The organism is Actinomadura rifamycini DSM 43936 (genome assembly GCF_000425065.1).
Taxonomy (GTDB): Bacteria; Actinomycetota; Actinomycetes; order Streptosporangiales; family Streptosporangiaceae; genus Spirillospora; species Spirillospora rifamycini.
Map to the genome: position 1 here is coordinate 79738 of NZ_AULB01000030.1, position 19741 is coordinate 99478.

A 19741-nucleotide genomic window follows, 5' to 3' on the forward strand; every position below is an offset into this window, starting at 1 on the left:
ACGATGAACGACGCCGGGCACGGTTGCGAAGAATGCCCCGATTCGTGATGGCGTTCCGGTTAACAGCGCTGCTCAGAACACCCACGGTCCAGTAAAGGACTCTTGGGCATGCGCCATCGCGAGGGCCACGCGAGAGGGTCATCCGGCATGAAACCGGGTATGGCTACGGAATTCGGTCGCGACGCTCCCGGGGCGGGAAGTGCCCGGGGCGGAAGGCAGGGACGCCCGCAGCGGGGCGGGAGGGCCGCCGAGAGCCGGTCAGGCGGCGGTGGCGTACATGACGTCGACGGCGTACCGCGTGAAGCCGAGGGACTCGTACAGCCGGACGGCCGCGGTGTTCGACTCGTCGACGTACAGCATCAGCTGGTCGAGGCCCAGGCCGCGCAGGTGGTGCAGGCCCGCCAGCGTCAGCGTGCGGCCGAGGCCGAGGCCCTGCGCGTCGGGGTCGACGCCCACGACGTACACCTCGCCGATGCCGCCGGGGTGCACCTTCGTCCAGTGGAAGCCGACGAGCCGGCCGTCCCGCTCGGCCAGGAAGAAGCCCGCGGGGTCGAACCACGCCTCGGCCTCGCGGTCGCGCACGTCCTCGATCGTCCAGGCGCCCTGCTCGGGGTGGTCGGCGAACGCGCGGGCGTTCACCCGCAGCCACGCGTCCTCGTCCTCGCCGGGACGGAACGCGCGCAGCGCGACGCCCTCGGCGGCCGCGACGGCGGGGAGGGGGTCGGCCGCGGGGCGCCGCATCTGGAACAGGGCGCGGACCCGGTCGAGCCCTTCGGCGCGGGCGAGCGCGGCCGCGGCCGGCAGGTCGCCGTGCGCCCACACCCGCAGCGGGCCGCCCGCCTCCACCGCCAGGGCGCGCAGCAGCGCCCGCCCGTGGCCGCGGCGCCGGTGGCCGGGGTGGACGACGAGCTCGCCGGACGCGGGCTCGCCGCCGTCCGCCGGGTCGAACCGGGCGTAGCCGACGACCGCGCCGTCCTCGACGGCGAGCAGGCCGGGACGTCCGGCCTTCAGGGCGAGCTCCGAGTGCTCCGACAGCGCGCCGACCCCGTCGGCCGCGGCGGCCGCCTCGGCGACCGCCAGCGCCCCGGCGATCTCGTCCGTCCCCAGCGTCGCGCGCGCCCGCAGTCCACTCACGCCCTCACCCTATTCGCCCCGAGCCGGCCCGCCGTCCTCCGCACCGGGCGGCGGACCGGCCGGGAGATCGCACCGGACGCCCGGGCACCGGTCAGGCACCGAACAGGTGCACGATCCAGTACACGACGGCCGCCACCAGGGCCGCCGCCGGCATCGTCAGGATCCACGCCGTGACGATGTTCCCGGCCACGCCCCACCGGACGGCCGACAGCCGCTTCGTGGCGCCCGCACCCATGATGCAGGACGTGATGGTGTGCGTCGTCGAGATTGGAGCGTGCCAGATGTAGGCGGTCGCGTAGAGGATCACCGACGCGGTCGATTCCGCGGCGAACCCCTTGGGCGGGTCCAGCTCGATCACCTTGCGGCCCAGCGTCCGCATGATCCGCCAGCCGCCCGCGTACGTGCCGAGCGACAGCGCCCCCGCACAGGCCAGGATGACCCACAGCGGGACGCTCTGCCCGTCCGAGTGCCCGGTGGTGACCAGCGCGAGGACGATGATGCCCATCGTCTTCTGCGCGTCCTGGAGGCCGTGCCCGAGCGCCATGGACGCCGCCGACAGCGACTGCGCGATGCGGAACCGGCGCCCGAGCCGCCCCGGGTTGGACCGCCGGAAGATCCACAGGATCGCGACCATCACCAGGTAGGTCAGCCCGAACCCCGCCACCGGGGAGATCACCATCGGGAGCGCGACCTTGTCCACGACCGTGCTCCAGCTGACCGCGGACGCCGACGCGACGCCCGCGCCGACCACGCCGCCGATCAGCGCGTGCGAGGACGACGACGGCAGCCCGAAGTACCAGGTGATCATGTTCCAGGTGATCGCGCCCAGCACGCCCGCGGCGACGACCGTCAGGCCGTGCAGGCCCGTCGGCGGGGTGATCACCTCGCTGACGGTCTTGGCGACCTCGACGCCGAGCAGCGCGCCGACCAGGTTCATGACGGCCGCCATCAGCAGCGCGGCGCGCGGCGTCAGCGCCCGCGTCGACACCGAGGTGGCGATCGCGTTGGCCGCGTCGTGGAACCCGTTGGTGTAGTCGAAGACCAGCGCGATGACCACGACCACGATGAGGACGGCCGTCTGCGCCTCCGACTGGAGGCCCACCGCGCCCGAGATGATCACGGCGAGCAGCCCGATGCCGAGCAGCGGCCAGAACCGGTCCGGCCCCCGCCGCGCCTGCTCCGCCAGCGACGGCTCGCCGCTCGGCGGCGTCGGCTCGGTCAGGACCGCGCCGACCTTCCCCCCGACGTCCCGGCCGGTGTCGCCGCCCCTGCCGGGCGGCTCCTCCGCAGTGCTCATGATTCCTTGACCGCGATGGTCTCGACCGTGTTGGCGACGTGCTCGAAGGCGTCCGCCGCCTCCTCGAGCCGGTCGATGACCTGCTTCATCTTCATGACCATGAGCGTGTCGTGACCGCCGTTGTTGAACAGGTGCGCCAGCAGCTTGCGGTAGACCTGGTCGCCCTGGTTCTCCAGCCGGTTGATCTCGATCCAGTACTCGTTGAGCTCCTTCATCGACCGCAGCCGCGGCATCGCCTCCGCGGTGAGCTCGGCGGCGCGCTCCAGGACCTCGACCATGTGGACGATCTCCTTGGGGAACTCGTCGATCTTGTAGAGCACGACGAGGTCCGCGGCTTCTTCCATCTCGTCCATCACGTCGTCGAGCGTGGAAGCCAGCCGGTAGATGTCCTCCCGGTCGAAGGGGGTGATGAACGTTTCGTTGAGCCGGCGCATGATGGCGTGAGTCGACTCGTCGCACGCGTGCTCGCATGCGCGCATCTTCTCCGCGATCGCCGGCCGGTCGGCGCCGTCGCTGATGAGCTCCACGAGCAGCCTGGCACCGGTGACCAGGTTGTTCGCCGAGTCGGCGAACATGTCGTAGAAGCTGTCCTCACGCGGCGTGAGACGCAAGCGCACGTCGTTCTCCTGATGTGCCGGAACAGTCCGCAGAGGATCGTAGGCGCAACCAGCCGTAAAAAGAACCTTTGCCCCAGCTTCGGCTGATGTTCCCCAACCCTCTTCCCTATAAGACTGCCCTAGGCGGTGAGTCGCATACTTGCCGGGATGCCCTGAAGGGTGTGGCCCGCCGGACGCATCTGCGTCCCTGCGGCCGTCCCCCGCGAACGCCGAGGTGACATTGGTTACAGCCGCCGCTCGCTCCCCCGGCGGCACGCCCGTCCGGCCGTGGCGGACGGCGCCCCGGACGGCCCGCGGGCCAGGCGCGCGCGGTCCGGTGCGGCGGGCGTGCCGGACGCCGAAAAAAGAGACCGGGGGCGCCCCTCGCGGGCGTCCCCGGTCACGGACCGTTGTTCGGCTAATCCTGCGGTGTCAGCTCGCGACGACCGGCGTCGCCGGGACCCAGCCCGAGCACCATGTCGATCTCGGCGTTGGTCAGCGGCTCCTTCGCCGCCGCCACCGCGCTCAGCATCTCGGCATAGAGTTCGATCTCGTCCAGCGCAACGCGGTCGTGGACGCGCAGATCGAGGTCGTGCCGGCGCACCGCGTCCACCTCCCGGTTTCGTTCCCCGCACCCCGCGTTCGAGGCTACGCGGATGGCCCCGCGACGCACATGACCCAAGAGGGCCATTCGCGGGCCACTCCCCCCGGTGGTCTTCCCGGGTGACCCCCGCATGATGCGCGCCGCCCGCCGCGAACTCGCGGCGCCGCCCCGCTCAGCCGTTCCGGAAGTCGCCCATCATCTGCTCCAGCGGCGACTCCGGCAGGTCCCGCGCGGTCAGCCGCGACACCGTCGCCGCGTTCACGTCCGCGCCCGCCAGCCGCGCCGCCTGCCGCGCCACCGTCTGCTCGAACAGCGCCCGCACCGTCCGGGCGTAGGCGAACGCCGGGTCGTCCCGCATCCGCTCCAGCCGCGTCAGCACCTCGACCTTCAGCTCCTCGTCGAGCATGTACAGGTCGCGTTCGGCGTACGACTGGAACAGCCGCATCAGGTCGCGGTCGCCCATCCCGGTGAACTCCAGCGTCCGGCCGAACTCCGCGCGGAACGCCGGATGGCCCGCCAGGAACCGCTCCGTCTCGTCCTTCGGCCCCGAGCACACCACCAGGAACCGGCCGCGCCGCTCCGCCATCTCCCGCAGCAGCTCCCGCACCACCGCCGGGGACCGCCCCAGCAGGTGCGCCTCCTGGATCAGCAGCACGCCCCCGAGCGCCTGCTCCACCATCCCGGTCACGCGGCGCCGCACGTCCGCGTCGTCCCGTCCCGCCAGATGCACCGGACGGCACCCCACCACATGCCCCGACCCGAGCCGGCCCAGCGCCGCGTAGATGCCGCCGAGCAGGCCCGCGACCGTCGTCTTGCCCGTCCCGGACGGCCCCGTGAACAGCAGGTTCCGCGCGCCCGGCGTCGGCACCCCGTGCCGCTCCCGGTCCGCCGCGACCTGCGCCTCCTCCGCGAGCTCCCGCACCGCCGCCTTCACGTCCGCGAGGCCCGTCAGCTCGTCCAGCCGCGCCAGGTGGACGCCGATGTCGCCCGGCGGCCGCAGCGCCGGCTCGATGCCCTCCGCGACCCCCTCCAGGTCGTCCGGCGTCAGGACGAGCCGGTCGTGCGACGCCCCCGCCCGCTGCATGTTCCGCCGGCACGCCTGATCCAGGTACGTCTCGACGAGCCGCGCGTTCACGAGGTCCCCCGGCCCGCGCAGCCGCTCCAGGTCGGCCCGCGCCCGCTCGAGCGCCTCCGCCCCGACCGTCACCCGCCGCTCCTCCGCGAGCAGGTGCAGCAGCGTCATCCGGTTGTCGACGTCCGCGAAGTCCGGCATCCGGTGCACGCGGAACGCCTGCACCAGCTTGGGGTGGTCCTGCAGCAGCCGCTTGTACGCGCGGGGCTCGCACGTCGCCACCACCGGCGTCGTGTTCACCGGGTCCCGGCGGGCCCGCCGCACCGCCCCCGCCGCCGCGTGCGGATCCGCCGCCTCGGTGATCGCCGCGCCGAGCCGCTCGAACAGGATCACCGGCCCCGGCTCCGCGAGGAGCCGCCCGAGCCGCTCGTCCGGCGCGTCCCGCACGTCCTCGGCGTCGTGCGCCCGGACCGTCCCGTCCCCGATCCCGCCGTCGCGCAGCGTCAGCGCGATCAACCGGGCGAGCCGCCGCTGCCCCGAGTGCGGAGCCCCCACCAGCAGCACGCCCGGCGTGCCCGACCGGATCGAGCTCGGCGCCCCGTCCACCCGGGTCTCCTCGAAGCCCGCGCCCGCGGGCGCCGTCAGCTCCACCGCCTGCTGCCGCAGCTCGTCGAGCAGCACCGCCGTGTCGTGGCCGCCCGACACGTACGCGATGCCGAACCGCTCCATCGCCCGCCGCTCGCTCCGATCGCGCGGCGGCGGGATCTCGTGGACGGGCGTCTCGGGGGACGGCGTGTCGTCCAGGAAGTCGAAGTTCCCGACCATCGTCTCCGACATGACCCGCGTGCCCGGGCCACTCGCGTCGGGCGCCGTGGCCTCGTCGTCCATGCCGCCGGGTCCGAGCACCCGCGTCCCCGGCGGCCGTCCCGGCGCACCGGGCCCGCCCTCCACCCGGGTCGAGCGCGGATCGAACCCGCCCGGCGGGACCGCCTGGCCGTACCCCGCGTACGGCGCGGCGTTCGCGTCGTCCTCACCGGGCCACCCGATGCCCGGGGCCGCCGAGCCCGCGGGCCCGCCGCGCGGGGCGTCCTGGTCCTCTCCGGGCCACCCGGTCCCCGGCGGCGGCTGCGCGCCCGCCGGCTCCTCCCCGGGCCACGGGTGCCGCCCCGCGGCCGCACCGGACGGCCGGAACCCCAACTCCGTGTAAGGCGGCGCGGCCGACTCGTCCCCCGCCGCGTCCTCCCCGGGCCACGCGGGCCCCTGCGCCGCACCCGCGCCGCCCGGCCCGGACGGCCCACCGGGCCCCGGAGGCGGAGGCTGCGCGCTCCGCACCGCGGCCGCGTCCTCCCCGGGCCACCCGGGCCCCTGCGGCCCGCCTGCGGCCCCACCCGGCCGTCCCGGCCCCGGCGGCGGAGGCTGCGCCCCCGGTCCCGGCATCGCCGCACCGGACGGCTGGAAGCCCAACTCGGTGTACGGCGGTGCTGCCGCCTCCCCCGGCCCGTCCCCCGCACTCCCGACGTCCCCACCGGCCGGCCCCCCGGCCGCCGCAGCCGCCGCACCGCTCGCGCCCCAACCGCCCGCAGGCCCGTCAGCCGCGCCGCTCGCGCCCTGCCCAGCACCACGCCCGTCCGGCCCAACACCCGGCATCCCGGACGCGGCAGCAGCCGGATCCCCAGCGCCCCAACCGCCCCCGGGCCCGTCAGTCGCGCCGCTCGCGCCCCAACCGCCCCCGGGCCCTCCAGCTCCAGCACCCGGCATCCCGGACGCCGCAGCGGCCGCGTCACCCGGGCCCCAACCGGCCCCAGGCCCGTCAGCCCCACCGTCCGGCCCAACGCCCGGCATCCCGGACGCGGCAGCGGCCGCGCCGCCGGGACCCCAACCGGCCGCGGGCCCTTCAGGCCCAGCGCCCGGCATCCCGGCACCGGCCGGACCACCCGGGCCCCAACCGCCCTCGGGCCCATCCGACCCGGCAGGCGGCATCCCGGACGCGGCGGCAGCCGAACCGCTCGCGCCCCGTCCAGCACCACGCCCGCCCGAACCAACGCCCGGCATCCCGGACGCGGCAGCAGCCGGATCGCCAGCACCCCAACCGCCCCCGGGCCCTCCAGCTCCAGCACCCGACATCCCGGCCGCCGCAGCGGCCGCGTCACCCGGGCCCCAACCGGCTCCAGGCCCGTCAGCCCCACCGCCCGGCGGAACACCCGGCATCCCGGACGCGGCAGCGGCCGGATCGCTTGCGCCCCAACCGGCTCCAGGCCCGTCGGCCGCAGCGCCCGGCGCCCCGGACGCCGCGGCGGCCGCACCGCCGGGGGCCCAACCGGCCCCAGGGCCCTCCGGGCCGCCGCCGCCCGGCGGGATGCCCGGCATGCCGGACGCCGCGGCGGCCGCATCACCCGGGACCCAAGCGGCCCCGGGGCCGTCCGGGCCGGGGGCCGCGGAGGCGGCCGGGGTTCGGGCGCCGTGCGGGGGCGGGACGTTCGGGTTCTCGTTCGGGGCCGACCAGCCGCCGGGGGCGGCGGGGCCGCCGCCGGGCGGGGGGACGGCGGACGGGCCGAAGCCCAGTTCGGTGTACGGGGGCGCGGCGTCGTCGCGGTCCTCCGCGGGGCCCTCCCAGGCGCGTCCGGCCGGGGGCTGGACGAACGGGCGGTCGGGCTGGGCGGGGTCCGGCGGGACCGGGGCGGCGCCGGGGGCCAGGCCGGGCTGGCTCTGCATCGCGGACGCCGGGGGCGGCATCGCGGGGCGCGGCGTGGACGTGTGGGTGGGCGACTGCGCGGTGGCGCGGGCCCGGTTGCGGCCGATGATCCCGGCGACGACGGCGGTGGGGACGGGGAAGCCGCGGGGGCGCGCGGGCATGCCGCCGAGGCGGCACCAGGCGAGGTCGACCTCGTACATGGCGGCGAGGAGGGCCTCGGCGCCGGGGCCGGACCCGGCGGCGGACCGGAGCGGTTCGGGGAGGCGCATGTCGTCGGGCCACAGCCGGCGCAGCGGGTGGCCCTGCTGGTCGGTGACGGCCTGCACCGTGTAGCGGATCTCCGGGTCCAGCCAGGGGACGATCGAGCCCGCGACGTCGCGCCGGACGACGGCGAGGTCGGCGGCCAGCAGCGCGGCGGCGACGAGGCGGGGCTCGATGTAGGCGGGGTCGGCGGGGTCGCCGGAGAGGTCGGCGATGACCTCGGACAGCGTGTAGAACACGTGCCGCAGGTCGTCGCCGGGCGAGCTCTCGTTGCGCAGCGCGGGCACGAGGTTCGGCGGGCAGCGGGTGAGCCACTGCTGGGCGATGGCCTGGTCGCCGTACGGGAGCGCGTCGTAGTCGACGGTCGGGTTCGCGAGGGTCGTGCCGAGGATCGCGAGCAGCGCGTCGGCCCGGGTCTGGAACCGGACGTCCTCGCGCAGGGCGTTCGCGACCGCCCACATGGTGCGGAGGACGACGACGGCGGCGTCCACGCGGCTCGCGCGGAGCCGTTCGGCGTACAGGCCGACGAGGGACTCGAGGGTCGGCGGGGTCAGCCAGCGGGGGCCGTCGACGTCGGGCAGCGGGGCCGCCCGGTAGGGCTTCCACAGGTCGAGCATCTGCGCGTCGAGCCGGGAGTCGAAGGCGGGCGCGGGCGCGCACCACAGCATGACGCCCCACGCGGCGACGACGGTGGACGGCGTCTCGGGCGTGAACTGCGACCACCAGTGCGGGTACTCGGACGCGGTCAGCGCGGCGGCGGACTGGACGGTCGCGGCGACGCGGGACGTCAGGTCGGTCGCGAAGCCGCGGCCGACGAACGGGAGCCCGGCGGGCGGGTCGTAGGCGAAGTCGGGTCCGGCGGGGACGACGTGCGGGGGCAGGTCGGGGACGCGCCCGCCGCCCTGCCGCGCGGGCCGCGCGGCCATCCGGACGGCGGGGGTGCGCGGCGGCGGGCACAGGTACCACTGCCCGTCGGACGGGTGCAGCCGGTACCAGCGCGCCCAGGCGCCGAACAGCCACCACGTCCCGTCGGGCAGCACGAGCATGCGGCCGCCGATCGAGTGCTGCCGCTGCTGCGGCGGCGCCGACGGCCACCATGCCGCGGCCACCATCGCCCGCGTGTCGCGCTCGGCCTCCGTGAACGGATCAGACCCCCGCAGGGGGCTGGGCGGCGGAGCACTGCCATAGCCCGGTCCCCACACCACGCCCGTCATCGTAGTCAGCCGGGCGGCGGCGGGTCACTCGATCCAGGTCGCGGTGGTGCGGTGCTGCCGCGCCTTGCGGACGTAGATGTCCGGTGTGTGCTCGAGGACGAGCCGGTCGTCGTCGCGGAGTTCGCGGACGACCTTGCCGGGCGTGCCCGCGACGAGCACCCCGGACGGGATGGTCTTGCCGGGCGGCACGAGGGCCCCGGCGGCGACGAGGGTGCCCGCGCCGATGCGGGCGCCGTTCAGGACGATCGCGCCGATGCCGATCAGCGAGCCCGTCTCGACGTGCGCGCCGTGCACCATCGCCTTGTGCCCGAGGCTGACCCGGTCTTCGAGGACGGCGGGCATGCCGGGGTCGGCGTGCAGGCAGCAGAGGTCCTGGATGTTGCATTCGTCGCCGACGACGATCTCCTCGTCGTCGCCGCGCAGCACGGACCCGTACCAGACGTTCGCCGCGCGCCCCAGCTTCACCCGTCCGACGACGACGGCGCCGGGCGCCACCCACGCGTCCGGGTGGATGTCCGGACGGTCGGTCCCCAGTGATCCCACGTAGCTCATGGGGCCCGATGCTAGGCGGCGCCGTCCACAGGGCTGTGGACGGCCTCGCGACACGGGCCCGCGGTGGGGCGAGATTTTCCTATAGATCAGGTAGTTTGTCGGGCCTACCCGGACGAAGAAACGGCAGCAAGAGCGGCGTTCCGGTTGCGCGCACCCGTGGTACCGGACGAGAGTCGAACCTGACGTTTCCACCGCGGGCCCGCTCCACCGGCGGGTGAGGATGCATCCGACCCTGACGGGGTGATACCCCCGCCAACGACCCCCCAAGGCATCATGAGCAACGAAGCCGAAATCCTGCCGAATCTCCTCAAAGACGAGCAATTCGAGATCGTCATGCGCGGCTACAACCGCCGCCAGGTCGACGACTACATCGCCCGTGCCCACCAGAAGCACCGCGAGCTCGAGGCGCGGCTGGCGCGGGCGCAGGACGACGCCGAACGCATCCGCCGCGAGATGGCCGAGCTGCGCGAGGCGCGCAAGCCGACCGGGGACGACCTGTCCGACCGGCTCCGGCAGATCATCAATCTCGCCGAGGACGAGGCGCAGGACAAGATCGCCCAGGCGGAGGCCAAGGGGGAGGAGATCCGCGAGGACGCCGAGCAGGAGTCCAAGCGGATCCTCGACGACGCCCGCGGGCACGCGGAGAAGAACCTCGCGACCGCGCAGCAGAAGGCCGAGCAGGTGCTGGGGGCGGCCGAGAAGGAGGCCGACCGGGTGCTGTCGTCGGCGCAGCAGGAGGCCGAGCAGACGGTGACGACCGCGCGGGTCGAGGCGGAGCGCACCCTCACCACCGCCGAGCGCCGCGCCGGGGTCATCAACGACGGCGCCACGCAGCGGCTCAACGCGCTGACCAAGAACCACACGCAGGCGCTCCAGCGGCTCACCGAGATCAGCGAGACCCTGCACCGGCTGCTGACCGCCGAGAACGAGGCGGGACCGCTGGAGAAGATGGTCGAGGACGCCGTCAAGCAGTCGTCCGCGCCGCGCAAGCAGGCCCCGGCCGCGGGCAAGGCGGCCAAGCCCGCCGACGCGCCGGCCGCCGAGCCGAAGCCGCGCCCCGCGCCCGCCGCCCCGGCCGCCCCCGCCGCCCCGGCGGCGCCGGAGGCCGCGCCCGCCGCCGCCAAGCCGGTGCCGCCCGCGCCGGCGGGCCCGGTCGCGCCGGACGCGCCGTCGGCCGCCGCCCAGTCGGCCCCCGCGAAGCCGCAGCCCGCGGTGCACAAGCCCGGGCCCGAGGCGGCCGACGTCCCCGCGCCGCCGGTCGCGAAGCACGCGCGTCCGGCCGCGGAGCCCGGCCCGTCCCCCGCGGGGCACGGACCGGTGCCGCCGCAGCCGCGCGGCCCGCTCGACCCCGCCTGAGGCGCGTGCGGTGCGCCCGGCGGCGTCCGGGCGCACCGCGGCGCGTTCTATAGGATTTTCGGGTGAGCAAGCGAACCACCACGCGCAAGGGGAATCCGCGCCCGATCCGGGTCGTCGGGGACCCGGTCCTGCGGACCGAGTGCGACCCGGTGCGGACGTTCGACGCCTCCCTCGAACGCCTCGTCGACGACATGTTCGCCACCATGTACGCCGAGAACGGCGCCGGGGTGGCGGCGAACCAGGTGGGGGTCGGCCTTCGCGTGTTCGTCTACGACTGCGACGACGACCGGGGCCGCCGCCACGTCGGGCACGTCGTCAACCCGGTCCTGACGGTCGCCGACGGCGCCGCGCTCGTCGAGTCGGAGGGCTGCCTGAGCGTGCCCGACCTGCGGTTCGACACCCCCCGGGCCGAGCACGCGGTCGTCGAGGGCGTCGACGTGAAGGGCGCCCCGGTCCGCGTCGAGGGGACGGGGTACTTCGCCCGCTGCCTCCAGCACGAGTGCGGGCACCTGGACGGGCGCCTCTACATCGACGTCCTGTCCGGGGACGCCCGCCGCGAGGCGATGCGCGCCCTGCGCGCCTGACCCCGGTCCCTGCTGGGCGACATCCTCCGAAAGTGGGGGTCGCGGGATAGGGAAATGGGTCCTCGCACCGATGGTGGCCGCCCGGTTCTTTGCGTCTCATGGAAGGAGACGCGGAACCCCGGAGGACGGCCATGGTGGAGTACGGCGAGGCGGCCCGGACGACGGAGCGGCGCCGCCCGTGGTGGCGCGGCCGCCCGCTGCTGTGGGTGCTGCTGGTCGCGGCGCTCGCGATGCTGGTCACCGGCATGGTGCTGCACGAGGTGGGGCTGATGTCGCTGGGCCTGATCGGCGCGGGCGTGACGGCGTCGCTGCTGGACCCGCACGGCTTCCGCGGCCCGCCGCGCTAGTCGGTGTCGAGGGGGATGACGACGCGGAAGACGGCGCCCTCGCCGGGGGTCGAGTCGACCTCGACGACGCCGTCGTGCGCGGCGACGAGGGCCGCGACGATCGCGAGGCCGAGGCCCGTGCCGCCGTCCTCCCGGGACCGGGACGCGTCCGCCCGGTAGAAGCGCTCGAAGACGCGCTCCTTCGCCTCCGGGGAGAGGCCCGGCCCCTCGTCGGCGACCTCGACGGCGGCGGCGGGCGCGCCGCGCAGCGTGCCGGACGCCAGCCGCACCTCGACGGGCGTCCCCGCGGGCGTGTGCGCGAGCGCGTTCGTCAGCAGGTTGCCGAGCACCTGCCGCAGCCGCGGCTCGTCCCCCCGAACCTGGTAGGCCGTGCCGCCGGCGACCTTCAGCTGGACGGCCCGGTCCGGCGCGAGCACGCGGGTCTCCTGGACGGTGTCGGCGGCGACGGCGAGCAGGTCGACGGGGCGGCGCTCGATGGGGCGCTGCCGGTCGAGGCGGGCGAGCAGGAGGAGGTCCTCGACGAGCAGGCCCATGCGGGCGGCGGTGTCCTCGATGCGGCCGATCAGCCGGCCCTGTTCCTCGGGGCCGCGCGCGGCGCCCTGCCGGTAGAACTCGGCGAAGCCGCGGATGGCGGTGAGCGGGGTGCGCAGCTCGTGGCTGGCGTCGGCGATGAACCGCCGCATCCGCTCCTCCGAGCGCCGCGCGGACTCCTCCGACCGGCGCGCCGCCTCCTCCGACTCGGCGCGGGCCCGGAACGCCGCCTCGATCTGCGCGAGCATGCTGTTCAGCGACCGGCCGAGCCGCCCCATCTCCGTCCGCCGGTCGGCCTCGGGGACGCGCCGCGACAGGTTCCCCGCCGCGATCGCCCCCGCCGTCGCCTCGATCGCCGACAGCGGCCGCAGCGCCGCCCGGACGACCCACGCGCCGAGGCCCACGAGCACCGACAGCACGGACAGGCCGACGATCAGGTCGATCGCGACGAGCCGCCGGACCGTCTGCTCGATCTGCGCCATGCTGGTGCCGAGGACGAGCGTGCCGCCGCCCGGGATCGGCGCGGCGAGCACCCGCCACGGGGACCCCGAACCGCCCGCGCCCGGCACGGTGAACGGCTCGTCCAGCCGCCCGGACAGGTCGGCGGGCAGCCGCGGGTAGCCGCGCTCGTCGAGCGCGGTGCTGCGGTCGACGACCCGGTTGCCGGTCGTGCGGATCTCCCCGTACGTCTCGCTGGGGATCCGCAGCTCGATGGGCCGGACACCGCGCTCCAGGTACGGCCGGACCTGCTCGATGGTGCGGTCCACCGAGCTGTACAGCTGCTCGTCGGCGCGGTTCACCAGGTACTGCCGCAGGACGGACGCGCCCGCGACGGCCATCACGGTCATCCCGAGGGTGACGAGCACCATCATCCCGGCGATCAGCTTGACGCGCAGCGACGTCCGCCCCCAGAGGCGCCCGAGCCCGGTGAGCGGCCGCCGCCCGGGCGGGCGCGCCGGGTGCGCGCCGTACGGGCCCGGCGGCGCGGGCGGGCCCGCGCCGTACGGGCCCGGCGGCGCGGGCCCGCCGGGCGGCGCGGCGGTCATCCCGTCTTCGGGGGCTCGCGCAGCACGTAGCCCACGCCCCGCAGGGTGTGGATCAGCCGCGGCTCGACGTTGTCGACCTTGCGGCGCAGCGCGGACACGTACGACTCGACGATCCCCGCGTCGCCCTGGAAGTCGTAGTTCCACACGTGGTCGAGGATCTGCGCCTTCGACACGACCCGTCCGGCGTTCGCCATGAAGTAGCGCAGCAGCTTGAACTCGGTCGGCGAGAGCTGGATGGCGCGGCCGTTCCGCCACACCTCGTGGCTGTCCTCGTCGAGCTCGATGTCGGCGAACACCAGCCGCGGCGGGGGTTCGGCGGTCCCGCCGCGGAACCGCCGCAGCACCGCCCGGATGCGGGCGATGACCTCCTCCAGGCTGAACGGCTTGGTGACGTAGTCGTCGCCGCCGATCGTGAGGCCCTTGATCCGGTCCTGGACGGCGTCGCGGGCCGTGAGGAACAGGACGGGCGTGTGGTCGCCCCCGGACCGCAGCCGGCGCGCGACGTCGAACCCGTCGATGTCGGGCAGCATCACGTCGAGGACGATCAGGTCGGGCCGGTGCCGCCGCGCCGACTGCACCGCGTCCGCCCCGTTCGTCGCCGTCACCACCTCGAAGCCGGTGAACCGCAGGCTCCCGGCGAGCAGTTCGAGGATGTTCGGCTCGTCCTCGACGACGAGCAGGGTCGCCTCGGGTGTCCGGCCGCCGTTCGCGCCCGTCCGTTCAACCAACTGACACAGCTCCCTCCACCATCACGGTAGAGGTTCCCATCCGAAGCTGAATGCTCCCTGAACGTTCCCGGGGGATGCGGTGACCGCCGCCGCGGCGGCGGACGCGCACGGGAGATCGGCAGCGCGCGTTCAGCGAACGGTCAGGTAGGTGCGGTTGGGTGAGGGCACAGGGCGCGCCCGGTCCCGGCCAGGGAGCGGGGGTCCCGCGCCCTGGCCAGCGACCGCGGCCGGAGGGGGACGAACCGCCGCACGTCCCCCTCCGGCCGCGGTTTTCCCGTACGGCGGGCGTTCAGGACACTTTCAGGTCGGATGCAGCCCGGATGCAGTTCCGCGACGCAGGCTCATGGACGAGCCACCACGAGGGGGATGAGATGAGCGGCGAACGGACGCACCGGTCGGAGCCCGAGCGACCCGACTTCCACCCGCACGGAGGCGTGCCCGGGACGCCCGCCGAGCCCGCAGACCCGCACCGCGAGCCGTCCACCGGCCCGGCCGCCGAGACCCCGCCCCACGGCACCCCGCGCCCACCCGACCACGGAACCCGCGGCGCCCAGGGCGCGTACGGGACGGAATCGGCGCCGGGCACGCCCAGCGCCCCCGGCACGGCGGGCGCAGCGGGCACGCACGGCGCGGCGGGCACGTCCGGCGCGCCCGGGGCGGCGGGCGCGCACGGCGTGTCCGGGGCGCTGGGGACGCCCGGCACGTACGGGGTGCCCGGCACGCCCAGCGAGGCGGGCACGTCCGGCACGCACGGCCCCCACGGGGCGCCCGGCACGTCCGCCACGCACGAGGCACCGGGCCACGGCACCTACGGGGTGCCAGGCGCATACGGGGCCACCGGGACGGCCGGGGTGCCGGGGGCGTACGGGGCGGGTGACGCTCGGGGCGGGCCCGGGGCATTCGGCGTGCCCGGCGGGGGCGGGGCGGGGGCGCGGCGGCCGCGCGGGGTCCGGCGGGCGGTCGCGCTGGGCGCCGCCGCGCTGGCGCTCGCCGTCGCCGCGGGCGCGGGCGGCGCCGCGGCGGCGCTCGCGCTGACCGACGAGCCCGCGCGGTCCGCGCCGACCGCCGTCACGGGCGCGTCGAACGCGAACGGCTCGGTGTCGGCGGTCGCGGCGGCCGTGCTGCCGAGCGTCGTGTCGATCACGGCGCAGTCGGGGGCGGGCAGCAGCGGCGGCTCGGGGGTGGTCCTGGGCGAGGACGGGACGATCCTCACGAACGCGCACGTGGTCGACGGGGCTCAGCAGGTCGCGGTGAAGTTCAGTGACGGGAGCACCGCGCGGGCGCAGGTCGTCGGCGCCGACCGGACGAACGACATCGCGGTCCTGAAGGCGGAGGGCGTCTCGGGTTTGAAGCCGGCGTCGTTCGGTACCACCGAGGGGCTCGCGGTCGGCGACCAGGTGCTCGCCGTCGGCAGCCCGCTCGGCCTGGACGGCTCGGTGACGTCGGGGATCGTGAGCGGGCTCGGGCGGCAGGTCAGCGAGGGGAGCGACCGGCCCGAGCGGCAGGCGCCCTGGCTGCCCCCGGGCCTCCAGGAGGAGCTCAGTCAGGAGGAGCGGACGGTGATCGAGAACGCGATCCAGACGGACGCGCCGATCAACCCGGGCAACTCGGGCGGCGCGCTCGTGAACGCGTCCGGGCAGGTCATCGGGATCAACACCGCGATCCTCACGTCCGGCGGCGGCTCGGGCAGCATCGGCCTCGGGTTCGCGATCCCGATCGACAGTGCGAAGCAGACCGCCGCGAAGATCATCGCGGCGGCCGCGGTCTGACCGCGGGCGCCGTCCGGCCGGAGCTCTGGGGGGAGCGGGCGGACGGGCGGCGCCGCGGTCGGAGGACGTTCCCGGCCGGGCCGGGCTCGGGAGCGCCCTCGGCAGGACGGCCGCGCGTCCCTTACCAGCGGGGACGCGCGGCCGTCCCGTGTTCGGCGGGCGGATGCGGCGGGCGGATGCGTCAGACGCGTTCGGCGGGGGCCGGGATGGTGGGCTTGTGCCGCACCTTGGAGAGCATCGTGCGGGTGGTGGCGAGGTAGTAGTCGCGCGGGATGGTCCGGACCCGGACCGGCAGGCGGGGGTACACCAGCGACAGCGCGCCGAGCAGCAGCCGGAACCGGAGGCGCCGCGCCGCGTTCCACTTCCAGCCGTACTGCTCGCGGATCGGCGCGGGCATCAGCCCGACGGTGAGCAGCCGGATCGCGGCCAGGCCGGGCGCGGCCAGGATCCCGCCGGGCAGCTTCGGGTTGAGCACCTGGTCGGCGACGGCGCGCGACGTGTCGTTGACCTTGATCGTGTGCAGCATCCCGGCGTAGTACTCGCGGAAGTCCCGGTAGGTCTCGGGCATCCGCCCTTCCGGGCAGCCGAGGATGGTCGCGTAGACCTTCGTCTGCCCGTAGAACTCCTCGAGCTCGCGTTCGTCCAGTTTCCGGCGGAAGAGCGCCTGGTAGAACTGCGCGGCCACGGCGAACAGGGTCGCGGCCACCCACACCTGGAGGTCGGGGTCGTTCGCCCGGTAGCCCGGGCCGGTGACCTGCTCGTGTCCCTTCCAGACGAGGGCGCTGAACGTCTCCGCCTCGTCCTTCGTGCCGAACTGGACCGCGTACAGCCACCCCATGGTGTTGCGCAGGCGGCGCAGCGGATCCTCGTGCGTATAGCTGTGGTCGTATACCCCTTGGGCCACCTGCGGGTGGGCGGTCTGCAGCAGTGACGCCGCCCCGCCCGCCGCGATGAGCGCGCCCTCGCGGGTGATCACCCGGATCAGGTCCTCGTCCCGGAACAGTCCCTCGGTCATGGCGATCAGTGTAAGTAAGTACTTGCATGCGTGGAAACCCGGAGGACAAGATCACCCCGCAGCGGGGATAATCACCCGCATGTCCGACTCGATCCCGATCCGCGGTCCGGTCTCGATCCCCGAGGCCGAGCTGCGCTGGCGTTTCTCCCGCTCCTCGGGGCCGGGCGGGCAGCACGTCAACACCAGCGCGACCGCCGCCGAACTGTCCTTCGACGTCGCCGCGTCGCCGTCCCTCCCCGAGCCCTACCGGTCCCGCGCCCTCGAACGCCTCGCGGGACGGCTCGTCCGGGGCGTCCTGACGATCCGCGCCGAGGAGTACCGGTCGCAGGTGCGCAACCGCGACGCCGCCCGCGCGCGCTTGGCGTCGGTCCTCGCCGAGGCCATCGCACCACCGCCGAAGAAGCGCATCCCGAAGAAGATGCCGCGCGGCCTCAACGAGCGCCGGCTGGAGAACAAGAAGCGGCGCTCGGCCGTCAAGCGCGAACGCTCCCGCCGCTGGGACTGACCCGCCTCCCCCGTCCGGACGGGCCCGTTCAAGGTCATTCGCCGCATTTCGGCGGGCCGGAACCGGGCACGCCGGTCGTCTTGCCCGGGACCGGCGGCGCCCCAAGACTGGAAAGCGATCTCGGCGTCGCATCTGGAGGGGGCCGGACGTGCCCGTCAAGCCGTGGGGTGTCGGCACCGTCGCGGGTCGCGTCCGGGCACTGGCCGCCCTGGCCCTGCTGGCGCTGGCGGTCCTGGCCGCCTCGGCGTACGCGGCGGTCGGGGACGCCCGTGCGGGGGTGCGGACGCTCGGCGAGCGCGAGGGCCCCCTGGCGGAGCGCATCGGCGGCATGTACCTCGCGCTCACCGACATGGACGCGCAGGCGACCCGGGTCCTGCTCGCCGGGGGCGAGGCCGACTGGCTGTGCGCCCCGGAGCCGGCGGGCGCCGGCTGCGAGCGCAGCGGCGCCCGGTACATGTACGACATCCGCCGCGAGGACGCCCAGCGCGCCGCGCTGGCCGCCGCCCGGACCGGACGGACGGACCGGGCCCGCATGCGGACCGTGCAGGCGCTGCTGAACGGGCTCCACGACTACGACCAGCACGTCCAGGCGGCGATGGACGCGGCGGCGGACCCCGGGGCGCCGCCGCCCGAGGCCGTCCGGGAGTACCGGACGGCGACCGCCCTCATGACCCGGGAGCTGCTGCCCCGGGCGTCCAACCTGGCCGCCGAGGAGGCCGCCGGCGTCACGACCGCCTACCGGGAGGAGCGCGCGTCCGTCCTCGCCGGCCGGCTGCGCGTGCTGGGCGCGGGGCTGGCCCTGGTAGCGGCCATCGCCGGGCTCCAGGTGTACCTGGCCCGGCGGTTCCGCCGCCTGGTGTCCCTGCCGCTGGCCGCCGCGCTGGTGGGCGCGCTGGCGCTGACGGCGACGGTGGCGGCGCGGCTGACCGGCGAGGCGGAGCGGCTGCGGACGGCCAAGCAGACGGGCCTGGACCCCGCCCTCGGCCTGACCCGCGTCCGGGCGCTCGGCACGAGCATGTACACCGACCGGGCCCGGCAGATCCTCGACCCCGAGCACGCCGACCGCTACGACCGCCGGTACCTCGACAAGTCCCAGGCGATCCTCTACGTCGCCGGGGCGTCCGACCTGGACGGCTACTACCGGGCCCTCGGCCGGAGCGTGGACTTCGGGGGCTACTTCGGCGGGCGGGAGCGCCGGGAGGCGAGCCGTCCGGAGGCGTCCGGCACCGCCGCGCTGCTGGCCGCCTACCGGACCTACCAGGACCTCGACCGGACCGTCCGGGGGCTCGCCGAGGACGGACGCCTCGACGCGGCGGCCCGGGCGCACCGGGACCCCCGCTGGCGGAAGCTGCCGCATCCCGCCTTCCGGGCGTACGACCGCGAGATCGACGCCCGGATCGGCCGCCACCAGGCCCGCCGGGTCCGCGCCGCGCTGGAGGCCGAGCGGGCGCTGCGGCCGATGACCCGGCTGCCGCCGGTCGCGGCGCTGGCCGTCGGCGCGCTGATCGCGGCCGGGATCCGGCCGCGCCTCGCCGAGTACCGCTGAGAACAGGAGCCGTCCGTGCGCACCGTCCGCAGCGCCCGCACCCGTGTCGCCACGGCCGTCCTCGCCGCGCTGTCCGCCGCGCTCCTGGCGGCGGCCCTGGCGGCCGCTCCCCTGGTGTACGGCGGCGAGCCCGAGTCGGTCACCGGACGGGACGCGCTGGTGATCGGCGTCGACCACGACCTCCCCGGCCTGTCCGCCCGGACCGGCGGCGGCCCGCTCGAAGGCTTCGAGATCGACGTGGCGGCCTACGTCGCAGGACGGCTCGGCGTCGCCCCCGCCGACGTGACCCTCCGGCCGCTCCGCTCGGCACGCCCCGAGGACGCGCTGCGCGACGGCACGATCGACATGGCCGTCTCGACCCGTCCGATCACCGCGGCGCGCAAGGACCGGGTCACGTTCGCCGGCCCGTACTACCTCGCGCACCAGGACATCCTCGTCCGGCAGGGCGACCGCGCCGTCCGCACCGTCCGGGACCTGCGCGGCAAGCGGATCTGCAAGGTGTCCGGCTCCGACTCCTGGTGGGTGGTGACCGGCGACCGGGAGGTGGCGGCCGTCCCGGTGCCGATGGCGTCCTACGCGGCGTGCGCCGAGTCGGTGGCCGCCGGACGCGTCGACGCCGCGACGACCGACGACCTGGTCCTCGCCGGGCTCGCGGCGGCCGTCCCCGGCACCACCGTCGTCAACGCCCCCTTCACGGACGTGAAGTACGGCATCGCCCTCCCGGAGGGGGACCGGGAAGGCTGCCTCGAGGTGAACCGCATCCTGACCGGCATGTACCAGAACGGTGCCGCCGCGACCATGCTCGACCGCTGGTTCGGCACGTCCGGCCTGGACCTCCCCGCCTCGGTCCCCCAGTTCGAGGGCTGCCCCTGAGCACCGCCCCCGGCCGCTC

Annotated in this window: 16 protein-coding genes; 7 read left to right on the forward strand and 9 right to left on the reverse strand. The window is 75.6% G+C overall.

From position 1 onward, the window contains the following. Positions 1–258: 258 nt before the first annotated feature. The 6 genes from mshD to H505_RS0126745 all read right to left on the reverse strand — a co-directional run bounded on the left by mshD (position 259) and on the right by H505_RS0126745 (position 9422). A complete protein-coding gene (gene mshD, locus H505_RS0126720; RefSeq protein WP_245592635.1) occupies positions 259–1134 on the reverse strand; it encodes a mycothiol synthase in 876 nt (291 codons plus the stop codon). Between the two features lie 91 nt (positions 1135–1225). After that, on the reverse strand, positions 1226–2431 hold the full coding sequence (locus H505_RS0126725; protein WP_245592636.1) for an inorganic phosphate transporter: 1206 nt from the start codon (positions 2429–2431) through the stop codon (positions 1226–1228). Continuing rightward, complete coding sequence (locus tag H505_RS0126730; protein WP_026404434.1) at positions 2428–3048, reverse strand: DUF47 domain-containing protein; 621 nt, start codon at positions 3046–3048, stop codon at positions 2428–2430. Before H505_RS0126730 ends, H505_RS0126725 begins: the two co-directional genes overlap by 4 nt. A gap of 397 nt (positions 3049–3445) precedes the next feature. Beyond that, positions 3446–3640, reverse strand: a complete 195-nt coding sequence (locus H505_RS0126735; protein WP_325052979.1) for a hypothetical protein — start codon at positions 3638–3640, stop codon at positions 3446–3448. Positions 3641–3803: 163 nt separating this feature from the next. After that, on the reverse strand, positions 3804–8861 hold the full coding sequence (locus H505_RS0126740) for an AAA family ATPase (protein ID WP_157433142.1): 5058 nt from the start codon (positions 8859–8861) through the stop codon (positions 3804–3806). 33 nt (positions 8862–8894) lie between these two features. Next, positions 8895–9422 (reverse strand): gamma carbonic anhydrase family protein, encoded by a 528-nt coding sequence (locus tag H505_RS0126745; RefSeq protein ID WP_026404437.1) that lies wholly within the window; start codon positions 9420–9422, stop codon positions 8895–8897. Positions 9423–9695: 273 nt separating this feature from the next. On the opposite strand from H505_RS0126745, the gene H505_RS52505 reads away from it, so the two are divergent. The 3 genes from H505_RS52505 to H505_RS44525 all read left to right on the forward strand — a co-directional run bounded on the left by H505_RS52505 (position 9696) and on the right by H505_RS44525 (position 11709). Beyond that, positions 9696–10778: a DivIVA domain-containing protein gene (locus H505_RS52505; protein WP_051301203.1), complete on the forward strand. Its 1083-nt coding sequence runs from the start codon at positions 9696–9698 to the stop codon at positions 10776–10778. Positions 10779–10840: 62 nt separating this feature from the next. Then, positions 10841–11362 carry a peptide deformylase gene (def, locus tag H505_RS0126755; protein ID WP_026404438.1) on the forward strand — a complete coding sequence of 174 codons (522 nt, stop codon included), beginning with the start codon at positions 10841–10843 and terminating at the stop codon, positions 11360–11362. 131 nt (positions 11363–11493) lie between these two features. After that, positions 11494–11709, forward strand: coding sequence for a hypothetical protein (locus H505_RS44525; RefSeq protein ID WP_034519943.1), 216 nt, complete (start codon positions 11494–11496; stop codon positions 11707–11709). On the opposite strand, the gene H505_RS0126765 is transcribed toward H505_RS44525, so the two are convergent. Together H505_RS0126765 and H505_RS0126770 are read right to left on the reverse strand one after the other, a co-directional pair. Then, positions 11706–13286 carry a sensor histidine kinase gene (locus H505_RS0126765; RefSeq protein WP_084550867.1) on the reverse strand — a complete coding sequence of 527 codons (1581 nt, stop codon included), beginning with the start codon at positions 13284–13286 and terminating at the stop codon, positions 11706–11708. The genes H505_RS44525 and H505_RS0126765 overlap by 4 nt on opposite strands. After that, on the reverse strand, positions 13283–14014 hold the full coding sequence (locus tag H505_RS0126770) for a response regulator transcription factor (protein WP_051301204.1): 732 nt from the start codon (positions 14012–14014) through the stop codon (positions 13283–13285). Before H505_RS0126770 ends, H505_RS0126765 begins: the two co-directional genes overlap by 4 nt. Before the next feature lie 371 nt (positions 14015–14385). On the opposite strand from H505_RS0126770, the gene H505_RS48110 reads away from it, so the two are divergent. Then, positions 14386–15783 carry a S1C family serine protease gene (locus H505_RS48110; protein ID WP_051301205.1) on the forward strand — a complete coding sequence of 466 codons (1398 nt, stop codon included), beginning with the start codon at positions 14386–14388 and terminating at the stop codon, positions 15781–15783. 181 nt (positions 15784–15964) lie between these two features. Here H505_RS48110 and H505_RS0126780 read toward each other — a convergent pair whose 3' ends face one another. Then, the gene (locus H505_RS0126780) at positions 15965–16798 is read right to left on the reverse strand and encodes an oxygenase MpaB family protein (protein WP_026404441.1); all 834 of its coding nucleotides are present in this window, start codon (positions 16796–16798) and stop codon (positions 15965–15967) included. 79 nt (positions 16799–16877) lie between these two features. Between H505_RS0126780 and arfB the strand changes: the two genes are divergently transcribed. The 3 genes from arfB to H505_RS0126795 all read left to right on the forward strand — a co-directional run bounded on the left by arfB (position 16878) and on the right by H505_RS0126795 (position 19722). Next, positions 16878–17303, forward strand: coding sequence for an alternative ribosome rescue aminoacyl-tRNA hydrolase ArfB (gene arfB, locus H505_RS0126785; protein ID WP_026404442.1), 426 nt, complete (start codon positions 16878–16880; stop codon positions 17301–17303). A gap of 148 nt (positions 17304–17451) precedes the next feature. Next, complete coding sequence (locus tag H505_RS52510; RefSeq protein WP_026404443.1) at positions 17452–18849, forward strand: hypothetical protein; 1398 nt, start codon at positions 17452–17454, stop codon at positions 18847–18849. Between the two features lie 15 nt (positions 18850–18864). Continuing rightward, complete coding sequence (locus H505_RS0126795; RefSeq protein ID WP_026404444.1) at positions 18865–19722, forward strand: transporter substrate-binding domain-containing protein; 858 nt, start codon at positions 18865–18867, stop codon at positions 19720–19722. Positions 19723–19741 lie beyond the last annotated feature (19 nt).